The organism is Sporosarcina cascadiensis, from assembly GCF_009650995.1.
GTDB lineage: Bacteria > Bacillota > Bacilli > Bacillales_A > Planococcaceae > Sporosarcina > Sporosarcina cascadiensis.
Map to the genome: position 1 here is coordinate 1 of NZ_WHVV01000018.1, position 24,714 is coordinate 24,714.

29 protein-coding genes are annotated in these 24,714 nt (G+C 45.5%); 22 read left to right on the forward strand and 7 right to left on the reverse strand.

Translation table 11 applies throughout. From position 1 onward, the window contains the following. The first annotated feature begins 66 nt into the window (after positions 1–66). Both GDZ68_RS15250 and GDZ68_RS15255 read left to right on the forward strand, forming a co-directional pair. Positions 67–663 (forward strand): DNA-3-methyladenine glycosylase, encoded by a 597-nt coding sequence (locus GDZ68_RS15250; RefSeq protein WP_153723175.1) that lies wholly within the window; start codon positions 67–69, stop codon positions 661–663. A 41-nt stretch (positions 664–704) separates the two neighbouring features. Beyond that, a complete protein-coding gene (locus GDZ68_RS15255) occupies positions 705–1,757 on the forward strand; it encodes a YkvI family membrane protein (RefSeq protein WP_153723176.1) in 1,053 nt (350 codons plus the stop codon). Positions 1,758–2,831: 1,074 nt separating this feature from the next. On the opposite strand, the gene hmpA is transcribed toward GDZ68_RS15255, so the two are convergent. Beyond that, the gene (gene hmpA / locus GDZ68_RS15260; RefSeq protein ID WP_304625394.1) at positions 2,832–4,043 is read right to left on the reverse strand and encodes an NO-inducible flavohemoprotein; all 1,212 of its coding nucleotides are present in this window, start codon (positions 4,041–4,043) and stop codon (positions 2,832–2,834) included. 190 nt (positions 4,044–4,233) lie between these two features. On the opposite strand from hmpA, the gene GDZ68_RS15265 reads away from it, so the two are divergent. Beyond that, positions 4,234–4,680, forward strand: coding sequence for an RrF2 family transcriptional regulator (locus tag GDZ68_RS15265; protein ID WP_153723178.1), 447 nt, complete (start codon positions 4,234–4,236; stop codon positions 4,678–4,680). A 64-nt stretch (positions 4,681–4,744) separates the two neighbouring features. Beyond that, complete coding sequence (locus GDZ68_RS15270) at positions 4,745–5,671, forward strand: manganese-dependent inorganic pyrophosphatase (protein WP_153723179.1); 927 nt, start codon at positions 4,745–4,747, stop codon at positions 5,669–5,671. Positions 5,672–5,720: 49 nt separating this feature from the next. Here GDZ68_RS15270 and GDZ68_RS15275 read toward each other — a convergent pair whose 3' ends face one another. Further along, complete coding sequence (locus GDZ68_RS15275) at positions 5,721–7,100, reverse strand: FAD-dependent oxidoreductase (RefSeq protein WP_153723180.1); 1,380 nt, start codon at positions 7,098–7,100, stop codon at positions 5,721–5,723. 98 nt (positions 7,101–7,198) lie between these two features. On the opposite strand from GDZ68_RS15275, the gene GDZ68_RS15280 reads away from it, so the two are divergent. Beyond that, positions 7,199–7,903, forward strand: coding sequence for a DsbA family oxidoreductase (locus GDZ68_RS15280; protein WP_153723181.1), 705 nt, complete (start codon positions 7,199–7,201; stop codon positions 7,901–7,903). A 112-nt stretch (positions 7,904–8,015) separates the two neighbouring features. Here GDZ68_RS15280 and GDZ68_RS15285 read toward each other — a convergent pair whose 3' ends face one another. Then, positions 8,016–8,534, reverse strand: a complete 519-nt coding sequence (locus GDZ68_RS15285; protein WP_194841194.1) for a YceI family protein — start codon at positions 8,532–8,534, stop codon at positions 8,016–8,018. A gap of 163 nt (positions 8,535–8,697) precedes the next feature. Here GDZ68_RS15285 and murB point away from each other — a divergent pair, with 163 nt between their 5' ends. After that, positions 8,698–9,618: a UDP-N-acetylmuramate dehydrogenase gene (gene murB / locus GDZ68_RS15290; protein WP_153723183.1), complete on the forward strand. Its 921-nt coding sequence runs from the start codon at positions 8,698–8,700 to the stop codon at positions 9,616–9,618. A 264-nt stretch (positions 9,619–9,882) separates the two neighbouring features. Here murB and GDZ68_RS15295 read toward each other — a convergent pair whose 3' ends face one another. Then, a complete protein-coding gene (locus GDZ68_RS15295) occupies positions 9,883–10,557 on the reverse strand; it encodes a universal stress protein (RefSeq protein WP_153723184.1) in 675 nt (224 codons plus the stop codon). Between the two features lie 245 nt (positions 10,558–10,802). Between GDZ68_RS15295 and GDZ68_RS15300 the strand changes: the two genes are divergently transcribed. The 7 genes from GDZ68_RS15300 to GDZ68_RS15330 are packed head-to-tail and all read left to right on the forward strand — an operon-like array spanning position 10,803 to position 16,572. Continuing rightward, on the forward strand, positions 10,803–13,217 hold the full coding sequence (locus tag GDZ68_RS15300; RefSeq protein ID WP_194841195.1) for a Na+/H+ antiporter subunit A: 2,415 nt from the start codon (positions 10,803–10,805) through the stop codon (positions 13,215–13,217). Beyond that, positions 13,204–13,629: a Na(+)/H(+) antiporter subunit B gene (locus GDZ68_RS15305; protein WP_153723185.1), complete on the forward strand. Its 426-nt coding sequence runs from the start codon at positions 13,204–13,206 to the stop codon at positions 13,627–13,629. Before GDZ68_RS15300 ends, GDZ68_RS15305 begins: the two co-directional genes overlap by 14 nt. Next, a complete protein-coding gene (locus GDZ68_RS15310; protein WP_153723186.1) occupies positions 13,629–13,961 on the forward strand; it encodes a Na(+)/H(+) antiporter subunit C in 333 nt (110 codons plus the stop codon). Before GDZ68_RS15305 ends, GDZ68_RS15310 begins: the two co-directional genes overlap by 1 nt. Next, entirely contained in the window at positions 13,954–15,438 is a 1,485-nt protein-coding gene (locus GDZ68_RS15315) for a Na+/H+ antiporter subunit D (protein WP_153723187.1), read from the forward strand. The genes GDZ68_RS15310 and GDZ68_RS15315 overlap by 8 nt, the downstream gene beginning before the upstream one ends. A 15-nt stretch (positions 15,439–15,453) precedes the next feature. Then, positions 15,454–15,936, forward strand: coding sequence for a Na+/H+ antiporter subunit E (locus GDZ68_RS15320; protein WP_153723188.1), 483 nt, complete (start codon positions 15,454–15,456; stop codon positions 15,934–15,936). Then, complete coding sequence (locus tag GDZ68_RS15325; protein ID WP_153723189.1) at positions 15,933–16,217, forward strand: Na(+)/H(+) antiporter subunit F1; 285 nt, start codon at positions 15,933–15,935, stop codon at positions 16,215–16,217. The genes GDZ68_RS15320 and GDZ68_RS15325 overlap by 4 nt, the downstream gene beginning before the upstream one ends. Beyond that, positions 16,195–16,572, forward strand: a complete 378-nt coding sequence (locus GDZ68_RS15330; RefSeq protein WP_153723190.1) for a Na+/H+ antiporter subunit G — start codon at positions 16,195–16,197, stop codon at positions 16,570–16,572. Before GDZ68_RS15325 ends, GDZ68_RS15330 begins: the two co-directional genes overlap by 23 nt. Before the next feature lie 162 nt (positions 16,573–16,734). Here the strand turns inward: GDZ68_RS15330 and GDZ68_RS15335 are convergent, their stop codons facing one another. After that, complete coding sequence (locus tag GDZ68_RS15335) at positions 16,735–16,941, reverse strand: hypothetical protein (RefSeq protein ID WP_153723191.1); 207 nt, start codon at positions 16,939–16,941, stop codon at positions 16,735–16,737. Between the two features lie 545 nt (positions 16,942–17,486). Between GDZ68_RS15335 and GDZ68_RS15340 the strand changes: the two genes are divergently transcribed. Both GDZ68_RS15340 and GDZ68_RS15345 read left to right on the forward strand, forming a co-directional pair. Then, complete coding sequence (locus GDZ68_RS15340; protein WP_153723192.1) at positions 17,487–17,849, forward strand: ArsR/SmtB family transcription factor; 363 nt, start codon at positions 17,487–17,489, stop codon at positions 17,847–17,849. 52 nt (positions 17,850–17,901) lie between these two features. Further along, positions 17,902–18,999, forward strand: coding sequence for a GNAT family N-acetyltransferase (locus GDZ68_RS15345; protein WP_153723193.1), 1,098 nt, complete (start codon positions 17,902–17,904; stop codon positions 18,997–18,999). A gap of 39 nt (positions 19,000–19,038) precedes the next feature. Here the strand turns inward: GDZ68_RS15345 and GDZ68_RS15350 are convergent, their stop codons facing one another. Then, positions 19,039–19,194 carry a lmo0937 family membrane protein gene (locus GDZ68_RS15350; RefSeq protein WP_153723194.1) on the reverse strand — a complete coding sequence of 52 codons (156 nt, stop codon included), beginning with the start codon at positions 19,192–19,194 and terminating at the stop codon, positions 19,039–19,041. A 111-nt stretch (positions 19,195–19,305) separates the two neighbouring features. On the opposite strand from GDZ68_RS15350, the gene mntR reads away from it, so the two are divergent. The 5 genes from mntR to GDZ68_RS15375 all read left to right on the forward strand — a co-directional run bounded on the left by mntR (position 19,306) and on the right by GDZ68_RS15375 (position 22,495). Continuing rightward, positions 19,306–19,713 (forward strand): transcriptional regulator MntR, encoded by a 408-nt coding sequence (gene mntR, locus GDZ68_RS15355; RefSeq protein WP_153723195.1) that lies wholly within the window; start codon positions 19,306–19,308, stop codon positions 19,711–19,713. A gap of 15 nt (positions 19,714–19,728) precedes the next feature. Then, entirely contained in the window at positions 19,729–20,583 is an 855-nt protein-coding gene (locus tag GDZ68_RS15360) for a CvfB family protein (protein ID WP_153723196.1), read from the forward strand. Between the two features lie 64 nt (positions 20,584–20,647). Next, on the forward strand, positions 20,648–21,532 hold the full coding sequence (locus GDZ68_RS15365) for a DUF1002 domain-containing protein (protein ID WP_153723197.1): 885 nt from the start codon (positions 20,648–20,650) through the stop codon (positions 21,530–21,532). A gap of 58 nt (positions 21,533–21,590) precedes the next feature. Beyond that, positions 21,591–21,905, forward strand: coding sequence for a GNAT family N-acetyltransferase (locus tag GDZ68_RS15370; protein WP_153723198.1), 315 nt, complete (start codon positions 21,591–21,593; stop codon positions 21,903–21,905). A 116-nt stretch (positions 21,906–22,021) separates the two neighbouring features. Then, complete coding sequence (locus GDZ68_RS15375) at positions 22,022–22,495, forward strand: DUF4064 domain-containing protein (RefSeq protein WP_153723199.1); 474 nt, start codon at positions 22,022–22,024, stop codon at positions 22,493–22,495. A gap of 35 nt (positions 22,496–22,530) precedes the next feature. Here the strand turns inward: GDZ68_RS15375 and GDZ68_RS15380 are convergent, their stop codons facing one another. After that, positions 22,531–23,028 (reverse strand): GNAT family N-acetyltransferase, encoded by a 498-nt coding sequence (locus tag GDZ68_RS15380; RefSeq protein ID WP_194841196.1) that lies wholly within the window; start codon positions 23,026–23,028, stop codon positions 22,531–22,533. A gap of 295 nt (positions 23,029–23,323) precedes the next feature. On the opposite strand from GDZ68_RS15380, the gene GDZ68_RS15385 reads away from it, so the two are divergent. After that, on the forward strand, positions 23,324–23,704 hold the full coding sequence (locus GDZ68_RS15385; RefSeq protein ID WP_228551132.1) for a hypothetical protein: 381 nt from the start codon (positions 23,324–23,326) through the stop codon (positions 23,702–23,704). A 177-nt stretch (positions 23,705–23,881) separates the two neighbouring features. After that, entirely contained in the window at positions 23,882–24,664 is a 783-nt protein-coding gene (locus tag GDZ68_RS15390) for a helix-turn-helix domain-containing protein (RefSeq protein WP_194841197.1), read from the forward strand. The last annotated feature ends 50 nt before the right edge of the window (positions 24,665–24,714 follow it).

The following is a 24,714-nucleotide window of genomic DNA, read 5'->3' on the forward strand; positions in this document are numbered from 1 at the left end:
CACATATGCTCTATCGAGAATTTGCTGCAGGTCAGGGCCTCGCCTGAAGAAAAAGGAGAAGATATTATGTATGAACCGATCGATGCATCTTTTTTTCAGGAGCCGGTTTTGCAGCTTTCCCGCAGTCTGATCGGCAAATATCTAGTTCATGAAACACCGGCTGGCCTTCTGGCAGTCCGAATCGTGGAAACGGAAGCCTATCACGGACCGGAAGACCGGGCGGCGCACAGCTTCAGCAACCGTCCCACCAAGCGGACAGAGGTGATGTTCGGAGAAGCGGGCATGGTATATACATATCAGATGCACACGCATGTCCTGATGAACGTAGTCGCAGCGGCTGAAGGAACCCCACACGCTGTGCTTCTGCGCGCCGGCGAGCCGGTGGAAGGTCTGGAGCTGATGCAAGTAAACCGAGGCAGTCATATTAAGAAAGCAGTCGATTTGACTAATGGCCCGGGGAAACTGTCCAAAGCGCTTGGCGTCACCATGCAGTACTATGGCCGCAGCTGGGCTGAAAAACCTTTATATATTGCAGATGGTCTGGCGCAAAATGAAGTAGAAACCGGCCCGCGTGTAGGCATCGGTAACTCTGGTGAGGCTGTTCATTATCCATGGCGGTTTTATGAGAAAGACAACCCGTTCGTCTCGAAATATAGAAAATAAATGAGTAAAGTATGTCCAATCTAGAGAGGGATCGGGAGAAAATGAAAGACATATTGAAGATGGGAAGCGCCTTTATCGGCATTATTGTCGGAGCAGGATTTGCTTCGGGCAATGAAATCATGACGTATTTCACAAGTTTTGGATTATGGGGAATAGCGGGTGCGGTTTTTTGCACAGCGCTGTTCGCCTACTTAGGTATGACGCTTACCCGTTTAGGCAGCCGCATGCATACCAGTTCTCATAAAGATGTTATATATAAAATCAGCGGGCGTTATTTAGGTTTTGTGGTAGATGCGATCATCATTTTCACGCTGTTCGGTGTAGGTGTCGTTATGCTTGCCGGAGCAGGGGCCAATCTGCAGCAGCAATTCGCACTGCCTTCATTTGCAGGCAGCTTGCTGATGATCGTGCTGGTGTTTTTGACGATGCTGCTGGATGTGGATAAAGTAGTATCGGTAATCGGCAGTATTACGCCATTTCTGATTATCACTGTGATTGGCGTATCTGTCTATTGTCTGACGACGATGGATACGACGTTTGCCGTGCTGGATCCTGTGGCGCAGGCAGTGCCTACCACGCTGCCGAACTGGTTTCTGTCTGCCGTTAATTATGTATCGTTCAATATTGCACTCGGTGCTTCGATGGCGATTGTCATGGGCGGTGCAGAAAAGAATGAACGGATTGCAGGCTGGGGCGGTTTTGTCGGAGGCCTGGGTTTAGGCGGTTTAATTTTACTGAGTCATTTGGCGATTTTTTCAAAGGTGGAATCGGTGGCAGGAACAGAACTGCCGATGCTTGCCATCATAAATGATATTTCACCCGTGTTTGCGATATTTATGTCTCTAGTGCTGTACGGTATGATTTTCAACACGGCGGTCAGCATGTTCTATGCGTTTAGTGCGCGGTTTATCAAGGCGGGAACAGCTAAGTTCAGGTGGTTCACCGCTTTCGCACTGGTCATCGGCTACGGCCTCAGCTTCTTTGGCTTTACCAATCTGGTAAGCAATTTCTACCCGCTCGTCGGATATCTGGGGCTGTTTCTGGTTGGAGCGCTGATTGTTGCTTCGTTTGGACTAAAAAAGAAGAGAGGGTAAGTGGAATGAACACCTTTTCGCTGCTCGACTTTGCAGAGTGTGTAAATAAAGTGTGAGTTTTGCAGTTTAAACCCGCTTCGGCGCTGGGGGATTGCCTTACGCTATGAGCCTGCTGGCGAAAGGCGTGCCAGCAGGCTCATAGCCACGGCCGACCCCGCAGTTGCGCCTGCGCTGGTGTGTGGGATATGTAAGGCATGTTGCTTTTTGGCAGAGTGTGGATTTAGGTGGTGTTGTTTCGCTGCTCGACTTTGCGGGAGGTTTAAATGAAGTATGCGTTTGCAGTTTGAACCCGCTTCGGCGCTGGGGGATTGCCTTACGCTGTGAGCCTGCTGGCGAAGAACGTGCCAGCAGGCTCACAGCCACGGCCGACCCCGCAGTTGCGCCTACGCTGGTGTGGAGAATTTATGTCAAGCTGCTTTTTTGCAGTGTGTGGATTTAGGTGGTGTTGTTTCGGTGCTCGACTTTGCGGGAAGTTTAAATGAAGTATACGTTTGCAGTTTAAACCCGCTTCGGCGCTGGGGGATTGCCTTACGCTATGAGCCTGCTGGCGAAAGGCGTGCCAGCAGTCTCATAGCCACGGCCGACCCCGCAGTTGCGCCTACGCTGGTGTGTGGGATATGTAAGGCATGTTGCTTTTTGGTAGAGTGTGAGTCGAGTTGGCGTGGTTTCGTTTCTCGACTTTGTAAACGCATTGAACACAAGAATTTGAGCCTTTGCAGAATGATATGTAATGCATGAAACAACAAATGTCAAAAAGGTCCCAGACGGTATGCTCCTGCTCACATAAAAACTTTGAAAAATAAGCCTAGTGTACCGGAGCGGAAGGCAACCTAAGTACGCCGCGTCCTGCGGCAACGGTTGCATGACTCACTTCGTGTGAGCCTGCGGCTAAAACCACTCTGGGAGGATCAGCCCGACAGGTGAGACGACTTGCGACCAAGTCGGCTCACCGCGGGCCCGCAAGACACGCGTCCGCCTGAAGCGCAGGGAAACGGTCTCTATATAGCTTACAATCTCAATAACACCATACAAAAAGCCCGCGATATGAAGATCGCGGGCTTTTGCCTGTTGTTATTAAACTGTTGCTAATTCAAGCTGTACTGCAGGCCCGAAGAACTCGTAGTGTACTTTATCTTCCGGTACTCCAATTGCAAGAAGCTGCTGGATGACGAACTCCATGAAGCCGGTAGGTCCGCATACATACACGTCGCTTCCCGGGATCACGTTCTCTTCAAGGAACTCGCGGGTAAACATGCCGTCTCCTTCTTCTGAATAAAGAGCTTTATACGTTGAGTTCGGCAACTTGGCGTTCAGCTGCTCCAACTTGTTCGCGAATGCCTGCTGGCTGCGAGTACGTGCAGAGTGAAGGAACGCCACTTCGCGCTCTGGAGACAAGTCTGCAATTGTAGAATACATAGCTTTCATTGGCGTGATGCCTACACCGCCGCTGATTAATGTAACAGGTTCTGTACCTGTAGGCTCTAGATAGAAATCTCCTGCCGGTGCACTTACTTCGATGATATCTCCGACTGATGCTTCGTTATGCAAATAGCAAGAAACCACGCCGTTCGGCTGCAATGTATCTTCACGTTTTACCGAAATACGGAACGTTTCATCGTTAGATTTCTGTGACAGGCTGTATTGACGATTAACGATGTTTTTTGCGCCCGGTATTGATGTACGAACTGTGATGTACTGTCCTGGCAAGTAGTACGGTAATTTCTTTCCGTCTACCGGCTTTAGATAGAAGGAAGTAATAATGTCGCTTTCTTCTACTTTGTCTACGATTTCAAAATTCTTGAACTCTCTCCAGCCGCCCTCTGCATTTTCAGTATTGTCGTACATTTCTGCTTCAACACCGATAAACGCATCTGCAATTACGCCGTAAGCTGCCGCCCATGCTTCAATAATTTCAGGAGTTGCTGCGTCGCCGAGAACTTCTTTGATCGCACCAAGTAAATATTCTCCTACGATCGGGTAATGTTCAGGTTTAATTCCTAAAGATACGTGCTTGTGTGCAATCTGGACAACTGCCGGTAAAATAGCGCCTAAGTTGTCAATATGTTGCGCTGCTGCGTATACAGTGTTCGCAAGAGCTGTCTGCTGACGCCCTTGTGATTGATTGGCGTGATTGAATATATCTAGTAATTCTGGATGGGCTTCGAACATATTTCTGTAGAAAACTGTTGTAATGGTTTTACCGTGCTGCTCAAGAACAGGTACTGTGGATTTGATAATGTCGATAGTTTTTTGATCTAACATGGGTAATGCACAACCTTTCCGGATTTGATACTCTCATCATAAAACATTATTTCGCTTAAAGCTATATTTAAAATACATGTTTAAATGAAATACAAAATTTGGACACAGTTCATTCAAAAAGCTGCCATGATTTCCTGACAGGCGTGCGGTTGCGAAATAAGGAAAATCCGTTTGAAAATGCTATACTTGAAATAGAACTGAAAGTGGTGATACGATGCGTTTGACAATGTATACTGATTACTCGCTGCGCGTTTTGATTTTTCTTGCTTCCAAGCGACCTGATGAACTGTCTACCGTTCAGGAAATTTCGGATGCTTATGGAATCTCCAAAAATCACCTCACCAAAATTGTCCACGAGTTAGGCAAACTCGAGCTGATCGAGACAATTCGCGGACGCGGCGGGGGAATACGTCTCAGCGTTGACCCGAAAGACATAAACGTCGGTGAACTCGTACGTAAAACGGAAGACGATTTTCATCTGGTCGAATGTTTTGATCCAAATAAAAACCTCTGTGTCTTATCCTCAGCCTGTCGGTTGAAAGGTGTATTATATGAAGCGTTGCAAGCCTATTTCTCTGTGCTTGACGGTTATACGATCGCAGATTTCCTTCATAATAAAGAGGAGATTCATGCGTTATTATTTCCCACTAGTCAATCCTGAGTAATGTGGTAGAATATAAGTATTCAATTTTGGAAGAACTGATTGTATTAGGAGGAATTAAGGAATGTCAAAAGTGTTAGTCATCGGGCATAAAAACCCGGATACAGATTCCATCGCATCTGCCATTACGTATGCATATCTGAAGCAGCAAATAGGTGTGGATGCAGAAGCGGTGCGTTTAGGAAACATTTCAAAAGAAACGGCGTATGCATTGGAAACATTTGGTTTTGAAGCGCCGCGTCTGATTGAAAAAGCTTCGCCGGAAGTATCACAGGTGATTCTGGTTGACCACAATGAAAAACAGCAAAGTGTAGACGATCTGGACGAGGTACAAGTTACGGAGGTTATTGACCACCACCGAATCGCAAATTTCCAGACGAATGATCCATTATATTACCGCGCTGAGCCTGTAGGCTGCACGGCAACTATCCTGAATAAATTATTTAAGGAGCATGGAGTTGGGATTCCAAAAGATATTGCAGGCCTCATGCTGTCTGCCATTGTTTCTGATTCATTATTGTTCAAGTCCCCTACATTTACTGCAGAAGATCAGAAGGCAGCTGAAGAATTAGCTGAACTTGCTGAAGTGAATGCAGCAGAATATGGCCTTGCCATGCTGAAAGCGGGAGCAGATCTAAGTGCAACTCCTGTCAATGAATTAGTCAGACTGGATGCAAAAGAGTTTTCATTCGGCGATGTCAAAATAGAAATTGCCCAAGTCAACGCAGTGGATTTGCAGGATATTCTCGGACGCCAGGCAGAACTCGAGGAATTACTTTTACAAGTCATCGAGCAGAAGAATCTGGACCTGTTTTTATTCGTTGTGACAGATATCATCAACAGTGATTCTGTTATCATCGCGCTCGGGAAAGAAGCAGAACGCGCAGGATCTGCGTTTAATGTTTCGTTCAATAATAACTCCGCTTTGCTGAAAGGCATTGTGTCACGTAAAAAACAGATTGTGCCGGTATTGACTGAAGCACTTTCATAAGTATAAGACTGCATGGAAAACGGCAAAACCGTCTCCATGCAGTCTTTTTTTATCCCAGGTCAAGCGGCTCGGTAGCAGGACCTTCCAATACCGAACCGTCAGCCCGGAAGCGCGAACCGTGACAAGGGCAGTCCCATGTCTGATCTCCTTTATTCCAGCGGGTGCGGCAGCCCATATGTGTGCAGATCGGTGAATCTGTACGTGCAATATGTCCGCCAGCAAATTCTTTGACAGTGCGGCCTGTCAATAACAGAGCCTGACTGAATAAGGCGCCGAAATCTGTACGGCTCGGCGAATATAGCGCAGCCGCCTGATTTTTCCTGCCTACGATAGCATCCGAAATGACACATGCGCTTGTCAGTGAATTGGAAAGCCCCCATTTTCTGTAGCCGGTACTGATAAAGACATGGGGCAATGAATCCGAAATCACACCGGCATAGGGTACGAGATCAGGGGTGGAAGGGTCCTGTGCAGACCACTTATAGACAATGTCCGAATGCTGGAACGTCGTTTTCAAGTCTTCTGCGATCCGGTCATAATGGATTTGTGTGTCTTTCTCAGCACCTGCCGGATGAGATTCTGCGCTCAGCAGCAAATAAGACTGCCCGTCAATCGTTGCTGTGCGGATAGAGCGTTTGGGGTTGTCTACGGCAATGTACTGATTCATAAAAGAAGTTTCCGTTTTTGCCGCCGCGATATAAGAACGTTCGACATCAAGTTTCAGAATCTGCATGCCTGCGAGCGCTTCAATCGGATAATGAGAACAAATAATGAGCTGCCGATAACTGACTTGTTTAGAAGAAGCGAGTTTGACGAAATGGCGGTCGGTATCAAGCTTAGCGACCTGTGAGTGTTCAAAAATGCGGGCGCCTGCCTCTTCTGCAAGCTTCAAAAGCTTCTGACCGAAACGTACCGGATGAATTTGTGCTTCGTCCTCTATAATCAGTGTATTCGCTGTCTCAAAAGGCAGATCACTTGCCTTGCCTGATAATTTGAACGGTATTCCAATTTCCTCATAGGCTTTCTTTTCCCTCATTAAATCTTCTGTACCTTTTGCGGTCTGCGAATAAAGAGCAGAATGAGCTGCCTGCAGTTCATTGGTATCCGCTATGGAGCGGGCGAATTGCAAAGCATCTTCGTTGGCATTGAAATAAGTTTTTGCGCTCTCGGTATCAAAATGCTGGATCAGATCTGCATACACCAGATCATGCTGCGCAGTCAGTTTACCCGTGGAATTGCCGGTCGCTCCGTGCAGTACACTGTTCTTTTCCAAGAGTACTACGTCTTTTCCCTGCTTCGCCAAAAAATAGGCATTCGCAATTCCGCTCAATCCTCCGCCGATAATTACTACTTCACAGGAAAGATCATCTTGTACAGGGGGATATTTTTCTTGCGAGCCAGCTGTAGCCAGCCATAATGATTCATTCATTTCAACACCTCATTCTGTAAGTTTTACTATTCCAGGCATTTATATTGTTGCCACGTTTTCTTAAATCTAAAATAGAATATAGGAAGGTGGCGGAATAAATGAAAATTGAAGTATGGTCAGACTATGTTTGTCCGTTTTGCTATATCGGAAAAAGACGATTGGAACAAGCGCTGAAGCAGACAGGACTGGAGGGGCAGGTGGATGTGCAATTTAAGGCGTACCAGCTGGATCCGCATACACCGGTTGCTTCCGGTCAGTCGCTGCTGGAAGGATTAGCTGCTAAATTCAGCGTCAGCAGGACAGAAGCGGAAAACATGATGAAGAATATCGAAGAATTGGCGGGCACGGTTGGACTTCATTATCAAACGGATAAAATGACAACTTCGAACACGTTGGATGCGCACCGTTTGGCGAAGCTTGCACAGCAGCATGGTAAAGAAGCGCAGGTTACAGAGCGACTGCTGCATGGTTATTTTGCTGAAGGCGAGCAGATCGACACGGAAGAAGTGCTGCTGGCAATCGCGGAAGAAGCAGGCTTAGATGCAGAGCGGACGAAAGCCGTACTGCGCAGTGATGACTTCAAAGATGAGGTGCAGACGGATATAGAGGAAGCACGGCAAATCGGTGTACAAGGTGTTCCATTCTTCGTCATCAATCGGAAATATGCAATTTCCGGCGCTCAATCTGCCGAAACATTTGCAGAGTCACTGAAAAAGGCGGCAAAAGAAGAAAGTGTTCAGCCATCATTGAAAGTTCTCGGAGAAGAGAACTTGCAGTGTAATGACGGATCATGCGACATCTGATGCAAAAAAACAGCAGCCATTACGGCTGCTGTTTTGTACTGTTCATACAGCGCCTATTATGGCCCATACCCGCCAGAAAGTCGCTTGAAACATGCGGTGGTAACCTCTTCAATTAAGAAAGATTCTTTCTTACGGCAATCGTCAGCTGAATATCGATAGTATCACCGACCATGACACCGCCCGCTTCTATCGCCCGATTCCAAGTCAGATCAAACTCCTTGCGTTTGAGCTTGGCGTCTGCCTCATAGCAGGCTTCAAAATCCTCAGGATCTATAGGCGTGACACAAAACAGGACTTTCTTTGTCGTCTGCTTAATGGTCAGATCGCCGTTCATCCGATACATACCTTCTTGTTCCATCCAATAAATTGAACGCGAAATGAACGTCATGTAAGGAAAAGCTGCTGCATCAAAAAAATCCTTTGAGCACAGGTGGATATCACGTTCTTTATTGTCGGTGTCAATCGAGGCTACAGACACTTGAAACTGCACCGTACTCTTTGACAGGTCAGCGGGATCACCCTCTATGTTTCCGGAAAAATCGCTGAAATTTCCTGTGACCGTGGATACCATCATATGAGGAACTGAAAAACCGACAGATGAAGCCGCAGAATCTATTTTCCACTTGCTCACTTTCATTCCTCCTAGGGACTTTAGTATGTAAACTGTAATGGAATATCCGGCAAAAGTCAAAATGAAAAACCTTGTCAAAAATCCTCATTGCAAGCATACTAATAAAGGGATAAGATTGTTTCTGCGTGAGCTGGAACAGGTAAAGTGAAAGGACTGGGTAAAGATGTCAAAACATCGCTGGTTTGAAGATCTTCAAATGAAAATACAGGATGGCTGGTTATTGCTGGATGAACCGTTGAATAAATACACTAAAACTCGTTTAGGCGGCAAGGCGGATGTAGTCGTGGCGCCTGCCACTATAAAAGAAGTGCAAGACACTGTAACTTACGGATACGAAAATAATATACCAATTTTATTGCTGGGCAACGGTTCCAATATGGTCGTCCGCGACGGCGGAGTACGCGGAATCGTTCTGTACATGGCCAATTTTAATAAGATTGAAATCAACGGAAATATAATGATTGCAGATGCGGGCGCACATATTATTGATGCTTCTAAAACAGCAGCCAAAGCTTGTTTGTCAGGCTTGGAGTTTGCCTGCGGAATCCCCGGATCAATCGGCGGGGCAATGGCGATGAATGCCGGCGCTTATGGCGGAGAGATCAAGGATATTATTACGCAAGCAACTGTGATGGACAATACGGGTAAAATTTTTGTGCTGTCAAAGAAAGAATTGGAGCTCGGTTACCGAAAGAGCATTATCACCGAAAAGGGCTATTACGTCCTGTCTGCTGAATTCAAGTTAACGCCGGGTGTCCAGTGTGATATTGATTCGACTGTGGCAGATTTAACCTTTCAGCGCGAGTCAAAACAGCCGTTGGAATATCCCTCTGCAGGCAGTGTATTTAAACGCCCGCCGGGTTATTTCGCGGGGAAATTGATTCAGGACAGCGGATTGCAGGGCAAGGGCTTTGGCGGCGCGGAAGTTTCAACAAAGCATGCTGGCTTTATCGTCAACAAGAATGAAGCGACGGCTGCGGATTATATCCAGACCATTCAAATGGTGAAAGAAGAAGTGAAGAAGAAGTTCGGGATCGATCTCGAGATGGAAGTGAAGATTGTCGGGGAAGAGCTCTCGGAATAAATGATAGGCGCGGCACCGGATGTCTGAGTTTGAGACAGTCGGTGCCGCTTTTTATGCGCGGGAGAGGGATTGGTTCGGCATGTCATGGTATTGGTGCGGTTCAACAAGTTTTTAGTTCGCTGGGACAGTGTATTGGTTCGCTGCTCCGCATAAATGGTGCGGTGACGGCAATTTTTGGTGCGGCAGACCGCAGTTTTCGCGCGGGCGAGCACGGATAAAAAAGGCTGCAGAAGTTAATAGCGGGCTCCTGCAGCCTTTGTAATGTCAGTCGTGAACTCTACACTGAATTTTATTGGTTTCGACGACCTGATCGTCTTCGATCTGAACTTGGCAAATTTTATTGTTCTGCATGAATTTAAAAATGCCGTTGTTAAAGTCCGTACCGATTTCCTTGAAGAAGATCCCTTCATACTGTGCTTGTTTGGATAGGGTGAAATTAATGCGGAATCCTTCGCCGTCAGCTGTCAGATATGCGCGGACTCCTTTTTCAAATGTTCCTTCGACTTCATTTTTGATGGCTCTGTCGACAGAGACTACATGGAAGTCAACGAAAGAAATCTCGCGCAGCAGGACATTCATAAACGAACCCTTCGTGATTTCTTCCCAGCGGCTCTGTGCGGTCTGGCCGATGATGATCTGTGTGATGCCATGCTGATGAGCCACCTCTTTGATGACTTTAGCAGTTGGTCTTTTTTCATTATCGCGAATAATAAATGCTTCGACATCCAGTTCCTCCGCAAGCTCTTGCCAGCGTTCGATGTACTCGGATTTCTCCGCATCGAAGTCGTCGAGCGGCGCCGGGTCGACGGTTAAGATGTAGAGCGGACAGTCCATGATTGCCGCAATTTTATATCCTCTTTTAATGAGACGTTCACCATTTGGACCGTAATACACACAAACGAGAATGCTCTCGTCCATACGGCTTTTCATTTTGCCCATAATGACTCTTCACCTCTTCATATTAGATAAGACTTTTGATTCCTATATAGCATACCTCATTGTACAGCTTAGTCCAGATGTCCAAGAGCATGGTTGACCGCTCTTTGCATGCGGTTTACGGAAAAATAGTGTATACTTTCCAGTAGAGAATGCATTCTCTTCTTAAGGTCTCATTATGCATAACGTATGATGTTCAGTCAAGAGGATGAGGCATCTTATGATAAATTTCTCTTGGAGGTGTAAGGTTGATTACCGTTTTGTTGGCGATTTTTCTGCCGTTTATCGCAGCATGTCTCGTGCCATTTATACATAAATTTTTGACGGGCCGGCGTATTGGCTGGTTTGTGATGACGGTTCCACTGTTTCTTTTCTTGTTACTTCTTCGTTTAGTTCCTTCACTTTCAAATGATGCTGTTTATCAATATACTTTCCCCTGGATACCTTCAGCAGGTGTCTATTTTTCGACGTATTTAGATGGGTTGAGTATGATTTTTGCGCTGTTGATTACAGGCATAGGCAGTTTGGTAGTGTTTTATTCGATATTTTATCTTTCTGAACGGGAAGCCATTGGTCGCTTTTATACATATTTATTGTTGTTCATGGGTGCGATGCTCGGAGTGGTGTTATCCGATAACTTAATCGTGCTGTATGTGTTTTGGGAGTTGACGAGTATTTCGTCCTTCTTGCTGATTGCTTTCTGGTATCACCGGAAACAGTCCAGATACGGAGCTAAGAAATCGATGCTGATCACTGTGACAGGTGGGCTTTTCATGCTGGCGGGTTTTTTAATGCTGTATACGATGACCGAAACATTCAGCCTGCGTGAATTGATTGCGATGCGAGAAGTTATTGCTGCAGACTCGTTATTCATTCCGGCGATGATTCTCGTATTGCTCGGTGCTTTCACGAAATCTGCGCAGTTTCCTTTCCATATATGGCTGCCGGATGCGATGGAGGCACCGACACCCGTCAGTGCCTATTTGCACTCTGCCACGATGGTCAAGGCCGGAATTTACCTGGTTGCCCGTTTCACACCGGTATTTGCAGGTCACGCAGTGTGGTTTTATGTGGTCTCCGGTGTCGGTCTGCTGACGATGCTCTGGGGTTCAGTAAACGCTGTAAAGCAGACGGATCTGAAAGCTCTGCTCGCCTTTTCGACGGTGAGTCAGCTCGGGATGATCATGAGTCTGCTCGGAGTCGGATCGCTCGCATTTGCGTCTTCTGAAAGTGCGCATATCGCTTTGTTTACAGCCGCAACATTTGCTGCGCTGTTTCATTTGATTAATCACTCGACCTTTAAAGGTTCGCTGTTTATGGTTGTCGGGATTTTAGACCATGAGCTCGGTACTCGGAATATTCAAAGATTAGGCGGACTCGCGACCATCATGCCGATTACGTTTTCGATTGCCTTAATCGGCAGTTTTTCCATGGCAGGTCTTCCGCCCTTTAACGGTTTCTTGAGTAAGGAACTATTTTTTGAAGCAATGCTGTCACTTCAAAATGCTAATTTACTGACACTTGATTCACTTGCTCTGTTATTCCCGATCATCGCGTGGATAGGAAGTATCTTTACATTCATCTATTGTATGGTGATTGTATTCCAATCGTTTTTCGGGAAAATACCTGAGCCATTTCCAGGGCAGCGGGAAGCTCATGAAGCGCCAATTAAAATGCTGATTGCGCCGCTCGTGCTTGCGAGTCTTGTCGTACTGTTCTTCTTCTTCCCTAATATTCTCGGTACTTATATTTTAGGACCGGCAATGGTTGCTGTGTATCCGCAGTTCAGGACGATCGAAGGACTGGTGCCGGAAATTCATGTCTGGCATGGATGGAATATGCCGATCTTCATGACGCTTGGTGTGATCATAGCGGGTATCCTGCTTTATCGTTTCCTGGGCTACTGGAAAGGTGTATATCGTTTAGGGTTTCTGCAATGGACGCTCGACCGGTTGTATAATGCATTTCTGACTTTCGGAGAGAGAGTCGGTACGCTTGTCACGAGAACCTATATGACAGGATCTGTCCGAGACTATGTAGCCTATATTATGCTGATCTTCATTGCGTTAATTGGGATTGGACTCGCCGGTTTTCAGCAGTTTGTTTTTGACTTCTCAAATGATGCACCGGTTGAAATCAATGAAGGCCTAATTGTTTTTGTCATGATGTGTTCGAGTATCGCCATTCTTTTTGCGCGTTCTCGTATTACAGCTATCATTTTGAATGGAGTGCTCGGGTATTCTATCGCAATTCTGTTTGTGGTCTTCCGAGCACCCGATCTCGCACTAACGCAGATTATTGTAGAAACGGTGACGACTGTCTTGTTCTTACTTTGTTTCTATTACTTACCGGAATGGCGTACGGAACATAAATCACGCTCAACGAAATGGCGCAATGGATTGATTGCGACAGCTTCAGGAATCGCTGTGACGGTGGTGGCATTGCTGGTGCAGGGCCATTCGCTGTATCCTTCCATTTCAATTTACTATGAAACAGCTTCGCGCTTGGCGGGCGGATTGAATGTCGTCAATACGATACTCGGTGACTTCCGGGCGTTTGATACGATGCTCGAGGTACTGGTGCTGTTTATCGCAGGACTCGGTGTCTTTTCATTAGTGAAGTTGCGGCGTAAGAGGGGAGCGGATCAAACTGAAGAAAAATGATGTGATCTTGCAGACCGTTACCAAAATTGTATTCTTTATTATTTTGACGTTCGGTGTCGAGCTGTTTTTATCCGGACATAATAATCCGGGCGGCGGCTTTATCGGCGGTTTGGTGCTCTCTTCGGCATTCGTGCTGCTGTATCTGGTGTACGATATCGAAACGGTTCACCGAGGGACCCCTTTTGACTTTAAACGTGTGGCGGCGCTGGGTGTTTTATTGGCTGTCGGTACGGGTGTTTTGTCTATCGTGTTTAATGTGCCTTTTTTATCGCAGGCGACACGTGTAGTGGATCTGCCGGTTTTCGGTGAGACGGAACTTGGAACGATGACGGTTTTTGAAGCAGGCGTCGCGCTGACGGTGCTCGGAACTGTTGTAACGATTATTTTAGGGATCAGTGAGGATGTGGAGTAATGGAAACATTAATTACCCTTCTGGTTGGTGTGCTGGTGGCGGTGGGAGTCTATTTGCTCCTGTCGAAAGAAATGCTGCGGATTATTCTCGGGACAGCGATTTTGTCTCATGCGATTCATCTGTTATTGCTGACGATGGGCGGCTTGAAAAAAGGGGACGTCCCTTTGCTTCAGGAAGGGGCAGCAGAATATACAGATGCGCTGCCGCAGGCGTTGATACTGACGGCCATTGTCATTAGTTTTGCCGTGACGGCCTTTTTATTAGTATTATCCTACCGGGTCTATCAGGAATCAGGCCGCGGATCAGAATTGCGAGGGCAGCGAGATGAATAATTTATTAGTGCTGCCGATGGTCTTGCCGATTTTAATGGGAGTACTGCTGGTATTTTTACGGCCATATATCCGGCTTCAGCGGGCGTTGAGTTTGGTTACGCTGCTTGCTTCAGCCGGAATTGCCGCTTATTGTTTGGAACATATCCGCCATACAGGGATCATGCGTCTGGATTTCGGGAACTGGCTACCGCCGCACGGGATTTTATTTGTTGGCGATTCGTTTGCGATGTTGCTAGTGCTTGCTGCCTGTGTGGTTTCGAGTATCATACTTATTTATGCGTTTAGCACAACGGGTTTACAGACAGAAGAAATGTTTTTCTATCCGTTTGTCTTATTTTTAGTGGCGGGTGTCAACGGCTCGTTTCTGACAGGTGATTTATTCAACTTGTTCGTGTGCTTTGAAGTGATGCTGCTTGCTTCGTACGTTTTGCTGACACTCGGCGGACGGAAGATGCAACTGAAAGAAGGCATTACATATGTACTGATCAATGTGCTCGCTTCATGGTTCTTTTTATTAGGCATTGCCTATTTGTATGGCGCGCTTGGCACGCTGAATATGGCGCATATTGCCGTGCGTGTTGCAGAAGCAGGTCAGGGGCCTCTGCTCACGCTGATCAGTATCATCTTCCTGCTGGTATTCAGTTTGAAAGCGGGGCTGCTGTTATATTTCTGGCTTCCCGGTTCGTATTCTGCACCGCCCACGGCTGTGGCTGCGCTGTTTGGCGCTTTGCTGACGAAGGTGGGCATTTATGCGCTGTACAGGATGTTCACACTGATTTTTGTTCATGATCCACTGGTGTTTCAGATTATTGGTGTGCTGGCGATTCTTACAATGGTAGGTGGCTGCTTAGGAGCGGTTGCGTATTCGGATATCCGGCAGATCGTCTCGTACAATGTCATTCTTTCTGTTGGCTTCGTTTTGACGGGGCTAGCGATTTCTACTACTGCTTCATTTCAGGGAGCGAGCTACTATTTGATTCACGATATGGTCAGCAAGGCACTGTTATTTTTACTGGCAGGGACGGTCGTCTATTTGACGGGACGCTCGAAGTTTCATGAAATCAGCGGACTGATCCGAAATTATCCGCTTGTGGGCTGGCTGTTTTTCCTGACGATGCTTGCCGTTGCTGGAATTCCGCCGTTCAGCGGCTTTATTGGGAAAGTCTATATCGGTTTAGGGGCGATAGAGGTAAAGGCTTATGTTCTTCTTGCCGTTGCATTTCTGTCGAGTATAGGTGTACTGTATTCACTTCTTCGTATCTTTCTCAACAGTTTTTGGGGTGAGACGACGATCAGTGAAGATGATCAGAAACATTTTGACAAGTCGCTTGGCCTGCCGCTTGTGCTGCTGGCATTGCTGGTTGTCGCAATGGGAGTGGGTACAGAACTCCTTGCACCGTATATCCAGGACGCTGCACAGACGCTGGCAAATCCGGAACTTTATATCCGGGCAGTGCTCGGTGACAATCTAGAATAGAAAGGGGGACGTAGCATGCCGTTGCAGCTTTTGCTGAACTTATTCATCGCGCTTTTGTGGATGTTGCTGATGGATGAAGACGAGCTGAAATTCACAACCTTCTTCATGGGTTTTTTAGTCGGAATTGGGATTATCTTTTTCAGTAATCGTTTTTTCGGCACACATTTTTATTTGCGGAGAATATACGCAGCGTGTAAACTTCTGCTCATTTTCATTCGCGAATTAACGCAGTCGAGTATCGTGATTATTTCACAGATTATCAGGCCGAAATTAAAAATTAAACCAGGAATCTTTAAGTATGAGACTATTTTGACAAGTGACGTGGAAGTGACAATGCTGTCGATGCTGCTAACATTGACGCCAGGTTCGGTCGTAATGGAGGTCTCCCTGGAAGGTAATGAATTATATATTCACGCGATGGATGTAGAGGAATCGCGGGATGGACTGATCAAGCAACTGAAAAACTTTGAAAAGGCGATTATGGAGGTGACACGATGATTGAAGGCATGCTGACTGTATCTGTCATATTATTTGCGCTGACAATTTTAGTGGCGGTCATTCGTATCATATTAGGTCCTTCATTGCCGGACCGCGTTGTAGCGCTGGACGTGATAGGTGTGAACTTGATTGCGACGATTGCGGTGGTGTCAGTGATGATGAAGACCAAAGCATTCTTGGAAGCCATTTTGATTCTAGGTATTCTTTCATTCATCGGGACCATCGCGTTTTCGAAGTTTATCGAGAGGGGGAAAATCGTTGAACGTAAGCGAGATGGGTGAGTTTGCAGGTGCGCTCTTAATTTTAACTGGTGCAATTGCGAGTATTTTAAGTGTATTTGGTTTGATTCGGCTGCCGGACGTCTATACCCGTTCGCATGCAGCCACGAAGAGCTCGACTCTGGCTGTCCTATTGACCCTTTCAGGGGCGTTCGTCTATTTTCTGTCCTCTGAAAACTTTATCAGTGTTCGGCTGCTGCTCGGAATAGGCTTTGTATTTTTGACGGCGCCGGTTGCAGGCCACGTCATCATCCGGGCTGCCTATCGTTCGAAGGTCAAACTCGCGGATATCTCAACGGAGGACGAACTGTACGAGAAAATTCACGGCGAGAAACAGATGCCGCCGAATGAAGACTGATTCTAAACACCGGGTCTGCTGTTTTGCAAGTCGTGAATTAAGTGGTGCGATTCCGTTTCTCGATTTTGCAAGTGGTTTGAATATAGTATGTGTCTGCAGTTTAAACTCGCTTCGGCGCTGGGAGATTGCCTTACGCTGTGAACCTACTGGCGAAAAGCGTGGCTATCTGCCAAAGAAGCTTGGCGGGTGATCATAGTACACGCTCAAGCGCTCATAGACCAACCTCAGCCGCTCATACACACCGGCCACGTGATCGTTCGGCTCGGCCGCGTGATCATACCGCATCCCGACGTGATCATTGAACCGGTCTTCGTGCTCATAGCCCCGCACTGCAGTTATGCCTCCGCTGATGTTTGGAATATACGTCATGCTGCTTTTTTGCAGAGTGCGAATGAAGTTGGTGTGGTTTCGTTTCTCGACTTTGCTAACACATTGATCACAAGAATCTGAGTCATTTGTGAATGATAAGTATTGCATGAACACCATACTTATTATAATAATCTAAGACTGTATGCTCATTCTCGTACTCACATAAAAAATATTGAAACGCCAGCCAGTGTACCGGAGTGGAAGGCGGCGACTCTGGGAGGATCAGCCCGACAGGTGAGACAACTTAGGGGGGCGAAGCGACAATGGCTTGTAGAAAAAACTCTGTATTGCCTTAATTTTTGCAAAGAGCGCAAAAATTAAGGCAAAGCGAACCCTTCGCTGTTCGCTTGGCTCACCGCGGGCCCGCAAGACACGCGTCCGCCTGGAACGCAGGGGAACGGTCTCTTCCTACTTACCCTCCTATACTGAATAAACAATCAAGAAACGTTTGGTAAAGGACCAAAACACTATTGAAGTAAATTGATTTTTCATACTGCAATCTATATAATGGCCGTAATATTAAGTCTTGCGAATGGGGTGGCAATGTGACAAATCAAGATGCTTGTGACGTGACAATTGTGCACGAAGATGTAGTACGGAAAATACAGAAAGAGCTGCCGGACGTAAGGGAGATGGCAAAGATATTCAAAGCGCTTGCCGATGAAACACGTCTGCGCATCGCCTACTCACTTACGTTGGAATCTGAAATGTGCGTCTGTGATGTGGCTGCGGTGATTCAATCATCATCGGCAACTGCTTCTCACCACCTGCGTTATTTGCGTGAACATTCATTGGCAAAATCAGAAAGACGTGGGAAAATGGTGTACTATTCGCTAGCAGACAAGCATGTGGCTGATTTGGTAAAAATCGCGCATGAACATGCTGTGGAAGCAGAACAGACCATATGATACCTTGGCAGTAAATCGCTAGCCGCAATGCGAGTACGATGGAGGAATTTTGATGCGTTTACAAGAATGGACGATAGAGGAACAAGATTTATTGATTCAATTTATGACGACGAACTCCTGGCCGTACCATGATATCAGCCAGCCGGGTCAAGAGTTGCTGGAAAAGTCGATTGAAGAAGGCGGCTATGCATCAGATGATGTAAAGACCTTCTGGATTGAGAATAATGAAGATGAAAAAGTGGGAATCGTGAAGGTGTACGACATGCAGGAGGATGTGCCGCTGTTTGATTTGCGGATTGCCGATCGATACAGAGGTTATGGCTATGGTTCCCGCGCGTTGAAGAAACTGACGCAGTACGTGTTCGAACTGCCGGAAGAAAAGATCCGCATACAGGGGCATACAAGGCACGATAACGCGGCCATGCGTAAAGCGTTTGAACGTGCGGGATTCGTGAAGGAAGCACATTTGCGCCAGGCATGGTTTTTCCCTAAAGAAAACACCTATTATGATGCTGTGACATACGGCATGACGAGAGAAGATTATCTGGGAGGAACGACCACACCGGTTCACTGGGAAGATCGGGAACTCTATGAAAAGCGTATTCCAGATTTCAATGAACAGTTCACAACAGAACGTTTATCCTTGCGCGCGCCAGAATTACAGGACGCGAAAGATGTCTGGGAAGCCGTCTCCCACTCTATGCCCGCTTTGCGCCGCTGGACCGGCTGGGCACAGCCTGATCTGACGATAGAAACTTCGGAAGAGCATGTCCGCCAGTGTGTTGCGGATTTCATCAGCAGAAATAAACTGTTCTTCCATATCTATCTGAAGGAAACAGGTGAATTAATCGGCAGTGCCGGTCTGCATCAAATTGACTGGCGTATCCGCAAGTTCGAATTGGAATATTGGATAGATACGAGATTCGAAGGGCATGGATATATGACAGAGGCTGTAAAGGGGCTTACGGATTTCGCTATCGAAGAACTGCAGGCTCAACGTGTGGAATTTTATTGTGATGAAAAGCACAGCAAAGGCAGGGCGGTGGCCAAGCGTGCAGGTTTCGATCTTGAAGGAATCTTACGCAAAAATGCTCTCTCTGCTAACGGGAAAGATCTTCGCAATACATGTCTGTACGCAAGAATTTCCTGAAAGCAGAAAGAGCATTAATTGATGTAAAACCAGTAGTTACTATACCGATCGTCTTCCGGTTAATAGTTGAAGGACAAAGATAATTCCTGCAATGATCAGAAGAATATGAATAAATCCGCCGCCGATTTTTGCAACCAGACCGATAACCCATAACGCTATAAGAACTACAATAACAAGCCATAATAAACGAGCCATTTTATATCACTCCTTTTCTTTGTTGTAATGTTAATTTACCCAAGCAACAGAATCCTAAACTTCCAAACATGGGTTCACGATGAAATGGCGGTCAAATAAGGAGGAGATGTTTTGGCTACACCGAGTATGGAAGATTACATCGAACAAATTTATTTACAGTTGGAAGCAAGAGGAGAAGCGCGTGTGTCAGATGTGGCAGAGGCGCTTTCTGTGCTTCCTTCTTCTGTTACGAAAATGGCGCAGCGGCTGGACAAAGAAGGGTATGTGCACTATGAACGCTATCGGGGACTTGTCCTGACAGACCGCGGTCTGCGTTTTGGTAAAAAGCTTGTACACCGCCATGAATTATTGGAACAGTTTCTGCGTATCATTGGGGTGGAAGAAGAAAATATCTATGGCGATGTCGAGGGAATTGAACATCATTTGAGCTGGAATGCCATGGACCGTATTACGGACTTAGTGGAGACGCTGCAGCAGGATCCGGAATTTATCAAGAAACTAAAAAGCAAAGCACTCTAGAAAGGATTATCCTATATGACACAACTACAAGCAGGAAATCGTGTGAAACTCGAGATCATTCGCCAAGAGGGATCGCGCTGGGTATTGAATGCAGACGGTGAAGAAATTTACCTGAATGTCTCTGAAGCACCTGATGCAAAGGAGCACGAAACGGTCGAAGTCTTTCTTTATATGAACAGAAGAGGCGAATTGACAGCGAGCGGACAGCTGCCCGACATAACGAATGATACATTCGGCTGGGCAAAAGTCATTCGTTTGGAACAAGAAGAAGGAGCTTATGTGGATATTGGTTCTTCATTTGAAGTGCTGGTGAACCGCGCAGACTTCCCGCGCCTGAAGAATCTTTGGCCACAGCCGGGCGATGAATTGTATATGACGCTGCGCAGCGATCCGGGCGGCAATTTATTCGGACGTTTAGTGACAGAAGAACGTGTGCAGGATCATTTTACGATTGCTGAAGAAAATCTGTACAATCAGAATATGAAAGCGAGAGCTTATCGCTTACTGCCGGTGGGCTCCTTCTTTTTAACGGAAGATCTGTACCGGATTTTTGTTCATGAATCAGAACGTCTGCAGGAACCGAGACTGGGTGAAGAAGTGGAACTGCGGATTATCGGAATGCGTGATGACGGTACGTTGAACGGTTCTTTGCTTCCAAGAAAACAGGACCGGCTGCAGACAGACGGGGAGCAGATTTTATCCTATTTGGAGCAGTCCGGCGGCAAGATGCCATTTACCGATAAATCGACGCCTGAAGAAATTGAAGAGATGTTCCAATTGAGCAAAGGCGCTTTTAAACGCGCGCTCGGGAAACTGATGAAGGAAGGCCGGATCGAGCAGCAAGACGGCTGGACGCACCGTAAATCATAAATCAGACGGAACTTTTTGGCTTGCCTCAACGTATCTATTGTAAGGAACAAGGAGGAGAGACCAAATGAAAAAAGGGTTATCATTTTTATTGGCCGTGATATTGATGGCGGGAATTGTAACTCCGACTGCTTTAGCGGATGACGTCATCAATGAAAAATTGGGTGTGCCAATCGTTGTATATGGCGCGAATCTATCTGAAAGTGAATTGGAGATCGTCAAGAAAGACTTGAAAACAGCGGAAGAAGCTGAAGTGGAAGAGTTATCAGTGGACGGCAATGATCTGATTAAATATATTCCTGGCGGCGACCGTAACGCGCGCATGTATTCTTCAGCGAAAATTACTCGCCAGGAAGAAGGCGAAGGACTGGTCATCAACATCGTGACGCCTGATAATATTACACAAGTCACTGCGGATATGTACGCCACAGCTATGCTGACAGCGGGTATTGAAGATGCCGTTGTGGAGGTAGCCGCACCGAAAAAAGTCACAGGCCATTCTGCACTGGTCGGCATCTATAAAGCCTATGAAGTATCGGGGGAAGTACTGGATACTGAACGTACCGATACAGCAAACGATGAGTTGAATCTTGCGACAAAGCTGTCTGAAAAAGCGGGCGTCGATAAAGACGAAGTGGCTAAACTGCTGACGGACATCAAAAAGCAAATTGCAGAACAAAAACCGGCTACAAAAGAGGATGTCGAAAAGATTGTCAATGAGCAATTGAGTAAATTGAATATCCAATTAAGCGATGCGGACCGCCAGTTATTAATTGACTTGATGGATCGGATTTCAAAATTGGACATTGATTTCTCGAAGCTGAATGAGCAGCTTTCCGATATGGCTTCTAAAATTAAAGACAAACTGGGAGATATTGATCCGAGCTTTTGGGAGAAAGTGAAAGAGTTCTTCAGGAATATGGCTGATTCGCTCAAATCATTGTTTAGTTAAGCGGTAAATGTGGTAGATTAAAGAATATGAGATGAAACTACAAAAGGAGAGATTTTGCATGAGTGAAAAAGACATGAATTTGCCCCAGGATTTCGGATTTGATCTTGTTGAACTGGGCGGACATAAATACGCGTACCAGCACAAAGAAAATGACAAAGTAACGGCTGAAATCGAATGGACAGAAGACAATGGCATCATGACAATGACACACACCTTTGTAGATGATTCATTGCGCGGTCAGGGGATTGCGAAAAAGCTTCTTGACCAAGCAGCAGAAAATGCACGTGAAAAGGGATTGAAAATGAAGGCGGTTTGCTCTTATGTAGTGAACGCATTCGACCGAAGTGATGATTATAACGATGTAAAAGCGTAAGCCAATTGTACTGAATGTCTTTCAGTAAGTTTTCTGCATCACTCTTTTGAAACCTTTTCATCTGCCTGGCGTATAGGTGAGAGAAAAGCAAATTGGCAGAAAAGGATGATAGGGAAATGATTAATCGGACAGCAGAAAGAGTACTTTCAATTATAGCCGTAATTCTTACAGGGATCGGGCTCGTGGCGTCTGTATTTATTGCACTGTTTATGAGTGCAGCGGTATCAGAACCCGGATTTCAGGATGAAATGCGGCAAATCCTGTCCGGTGATGGTACGTTTACTCCATCTGAGGTAGATGTAATGATTGGAATGGTTGACTCATTCTATATACTTATTTGGATTGCTGTCATTGCAGCGTTCATCAGTCTTGTGTTGAACATTATCGGCACGATTAAGATTTGGAACAATTCCAGTCCAAAGGCAGCGGGTATTTTGTTCATTGTTGCGGGTTTATTTGGCGGAATTATCTCTTTGACATCGATTCTGCTCTATATAGCAGGTATACTTTGTTTCACGAAGAAACCGCCGATGGCACCCGAACCATTGCAAGATGACTATGCAGCTGCACAATCGACTTGGATGAATTAAAGACATAAAAAACCCATTCTCAGGAGAATGGGTTTTTATGTATAGGCAAGCTGATTTACTGGCAAGGAATAGTGGGCGGTGTCTACAGGAATTCCTTCAAATAATTCCGGGAAAGACTCAACGAGCACAAATCCGTGTTTCAGATAGAAATGCTGCAGTTCATTTGCGTGTTCATCAATATATACATCAATGCAAGTCGCTTGATGCAGAAGCTCTAACGCTGCATTAAGGAGTAATTCTTCATAGCCGCTATCCAAATGCGAAGGAAGGACGTGAAGAGCCGTGACTTCACATTCACCGTCTTCATCAATCGGCGTGTAGCTCAGATAGCCTACAGGGAGTCCCTGCAAGTCTGCAGCAATCAGTATAGTCGTTTTTTCCATCTGTTTACGTAACATCAATTCGGAATAGGAGCGGTCAATAAATGTCTCGAGCACTTCCGGCGGAATATGTTCTTGAAATATATAACGCCACGAGGTGAGGGCAATATATTGAACATCCTGTATATCATCTAACGTCATGTGTCTGATCATGGCCATCTCACTCCTAACTTTCTTTCTATACAGTATATCAAATTAGCGGTCTCAAAACTACGATGTCATGAAAATGAAATATACTATTCTGGCAATTTACCTAGCACACACTTGTTCCGTTTCAAGTTATAGAAGAGCTGCGTTACCTGCATTTACTTACTCTGTCACTGGCTTGACCTAAATAGGGCAGATAAGTAACTAACTCATATGGTTTACGTTTGAAAATACAACTGTCGGGTATATTAAGCATTAAGTAGATAAACACTACAATTAATCATGATGGAGGATGGTATACATGGCTAAAAAATCAAATGGATTATTAATGGCAACCTTGGCAGCTGGAGCATATGCATATTTCAGCAAGAAGGAAAATCGCGACAAAGCAATGGAAACAGTCGGCACATTAAAGGGCAAGCTGGATTCCTTTATGAACAATAATCAGCTGGTTGATCAATCGGCTGATAAAGTCGGTCATTCCGATCCCAATGATTTAGGCGATAACAATATGGTATCCGAGGGTGCACAGACAAGCGTGCATTACTACAATCAAGAGATACAGGATCCCGATAAAAAATCTTCAGAGAAAGACGGCCTCTATAAGAAACAGAAAAACACCTCAGACAATGAGCCACTCTACAACAAAGATGAATCCACTAAAGAAGCGGAGAAAGACTGAAAAACAAAATAAGCAATTTCTTACTAAAAGCGCCTCTTTTTAAGAGGCGCTTTAATCTATATATGTCAGTAAATATAGAAACAGTAGATAAAACTGGTTTATAAGGTAAAATGATTTACATATAACATTTCGTCATGACAATTGGACGATATAGAGCAAATGAGTGGAGTGATACTCATGACTGGTAAAAAGACAGAAGTCGTTAGTCTTGAACTGATCAGTGCTGCAGAAAAAGAAAACAGCACGAAAGAGGCTAAAACTTTCTTTCAACTTGAGGAACTGCTCCTAAAGCAAATTTTTCATTTGGAAAGAGAACAGGCCCGCAATACACTCAGAGAGATCCAATATATTTTATCATTGCATACTCCCGGATTTTCCGTCAAAGTAATACATTATTACTTTATAGTACTCTCTTCATTGGTTGCCAGACGATTGAAGAAAGAATCTATATTGAATGAAGAAAATGCGTTTACATTCAGCGGAACATGTATTGGATTAGTGGAAGAAAATTTAACTGCCGGGAACGCGCCCGAAATTGGTGATGAGTTAATTGAGTTTTTTCACTATGTCCTGAAAGAAAAAGAAGCACCTGCACTTTCGCACGAAACAGTAAATGGCGTGATTAAGTATATACATGAAAATGTAGAAAAACAGCTTATTGTCGAGGAAATAGCTAAACTTTTCAATGTGAGTACGAGCCATCTTTCAAGAATCTTCCGTGAATATACAGGTGTTACACTTGTCGAGTTTATCACTATTCGAAAGATCGAAGAAGTACAATACTATCTGCGCTTCACCGATCAAAAGATTGCGGAGATCGCAGAAAGGTTTCATTTTTGTAATCAAAGTTATTTTACCCGCGTCTTTAAAAAGTATACTGGTTTGACACCCCGGCGTTTCCGTAAAGATTTGAACGGAAATTACTTTCAATTTGAGGTGAAAAAAGATGATTCGCTGTAAATTTCACTCTTTTTGCTGTATACTTTTCTATAGTTTGAGATAGCGTAGGT

Bases quoted from the DNA above. Each gene is read 5' to 3' on its own strand.
- GDZ68_RS15250 (WP_153723175.1), top strand. From the start codon at position 67: ATGTATGAACCGATCGATGCATCTTTTTTTCAGGAGCCGGTTTTGCAG.
- GDZ68_RS15255 (WP_153723176.1), top strand. From the start codon at position 705: ATGAAAGACATATTGAAGATGGGAAGCGCCTTTATCGGCATTATTGTC.
- GDZ68_RS15265 (WP_153723178.1), top strand. From the start codon at position 4,234: ATGCGTTTGACAATGTATACTGATTACTCGCTGCGCGTTTTGATTTTT.
- GDZ68_RS15270 (WP_153723179.1), top strand. From the start codon at position 4,745: ATGTCAAAAGTGTTAGTCATCGGGCATAAAAACCCGGATACAGATTCC.
- GDZ68_RS15275 (WP_153723180.1), bottom strand. From the start codon at position 7,100: ATGAATGAATCATTATGGCTGGCTACAGCTGGCTCGCAAGAAAAATAT.
- GDZ68_RS15280 (WP_153723181.1), top strand. From the start codon at position 7,199: ATGAAAATTGAAGTATGGTCAGACTATGTTTGTCCGTTTTGCTATATC.
- murB (WP_153723183.1), top strand. From the start codon at position 8,698: ATGTCAAAACATCGCTGGTTTGAAGATCTTCAAATGAAAATACAGGAT.
- GDZ68_RS15295 (WP_153723184.1), bottom strand. From the start codon at position 10,557: ATGGGCAAAATGAAAAGCCGTATGGACGAGAGCATTCTCGTTTGTGTG.
- GDZ68_RS15310 (WP_153723186.1), top strand. From the start codon at position 13,629: ATGGAAACATTAATTACCCTTCTGGTTGGTGTGCTGGTGGCGGTGGGA.
- GDZ68_RS15315 (WP_153723187.1), top strand. From the start codon at position 13,954: ATGAATAATTTATTAGTGCTGCCGATGGTCTTGCCGATTTTAATGGGA.
- GDZ68_RS15320 (WP_153723188.1), top strand. From the start codon at position 15,454: ATGCCGTTGCAGCTTTTGCTGAACTTATTCATCGCGCTTTTGTGGATG.
- GDZ68_RS15325 (WP_153723189.1), top strand. From the start codon at position 15,933: ATGATTGAAGGCATGCTGACTGTATCTGTCATATTATTTGCGCTGACA.
- GDZ68_RS15335 (WP_153723191.1), bottom strand. From the start codon at position 16,941: ATGACGTATATTCCAAACATCAGCGGAGGCATAACTGCAGTGCGGGGC.
- GDZ68_RS15345 (WP_153723193.1), top strand. From the start codon at position 17,902: ATGCGTTTACAAGAATGGACGATAGAGGAACAAGATTTATTGATTCAA.
- GDZ68_RS15350 (WP_153723194.1), bottom strand. From the start codon at position 19,194: ATGGCTCGTTTATTATGGCTTGTTATTGTAGTTCTTATAGCGTTATGG.
- GDZ68_RS15360 (WP_153723196.1), top strand. From the start codon at position 19,729: ATGACACAACTACAAGCAGGAAATCGTGTGAAACTCGAGATCATTCGC.
- GDZ68_RS15365 (WP_153723197.1), top strand. From the start codon at position 20,648: ATGAAAAAAGGGTTATCATTTTTATTGGCCGTGATATTGATGGCGGGA.
- GDZ68_RS15370 (WP_153723198.1), top strand. From the start codon at position 21,591: ATGAGTGAAAAAGACATGAATTTGCCCCAGGATTTCGGATTTGATCTT.
- GDZ68_RS15375 (WP_153723199.1), top strand. From the start codon at position 22,022: ATGATTAATCGGACAGCAGAAAGAGTACTTTCAATTATAGCCGTAATT.
- GDZ68_RS15380 (WP_194841196.1), bottom strand. From the start codon at position 23,028: ATGATCAGACACATGACGTTAGATGATATACAGGATGTTCAATATATT.
- GDZ68_RS15385 (WP_228551132.1), top strand. From the start codon at position 23,324: ATGGCTAAAAAATCAAATGGATTATTAATGGCAACCTTGGCAGCTGGA.
- GDZ68_RS15390 (WP_194841197.1), top strand. From the start codon at position 23,882: ATGACTGGTAAAAAGACAGAAGTCGTTAGTCTTGAACTGATCAGTGCT.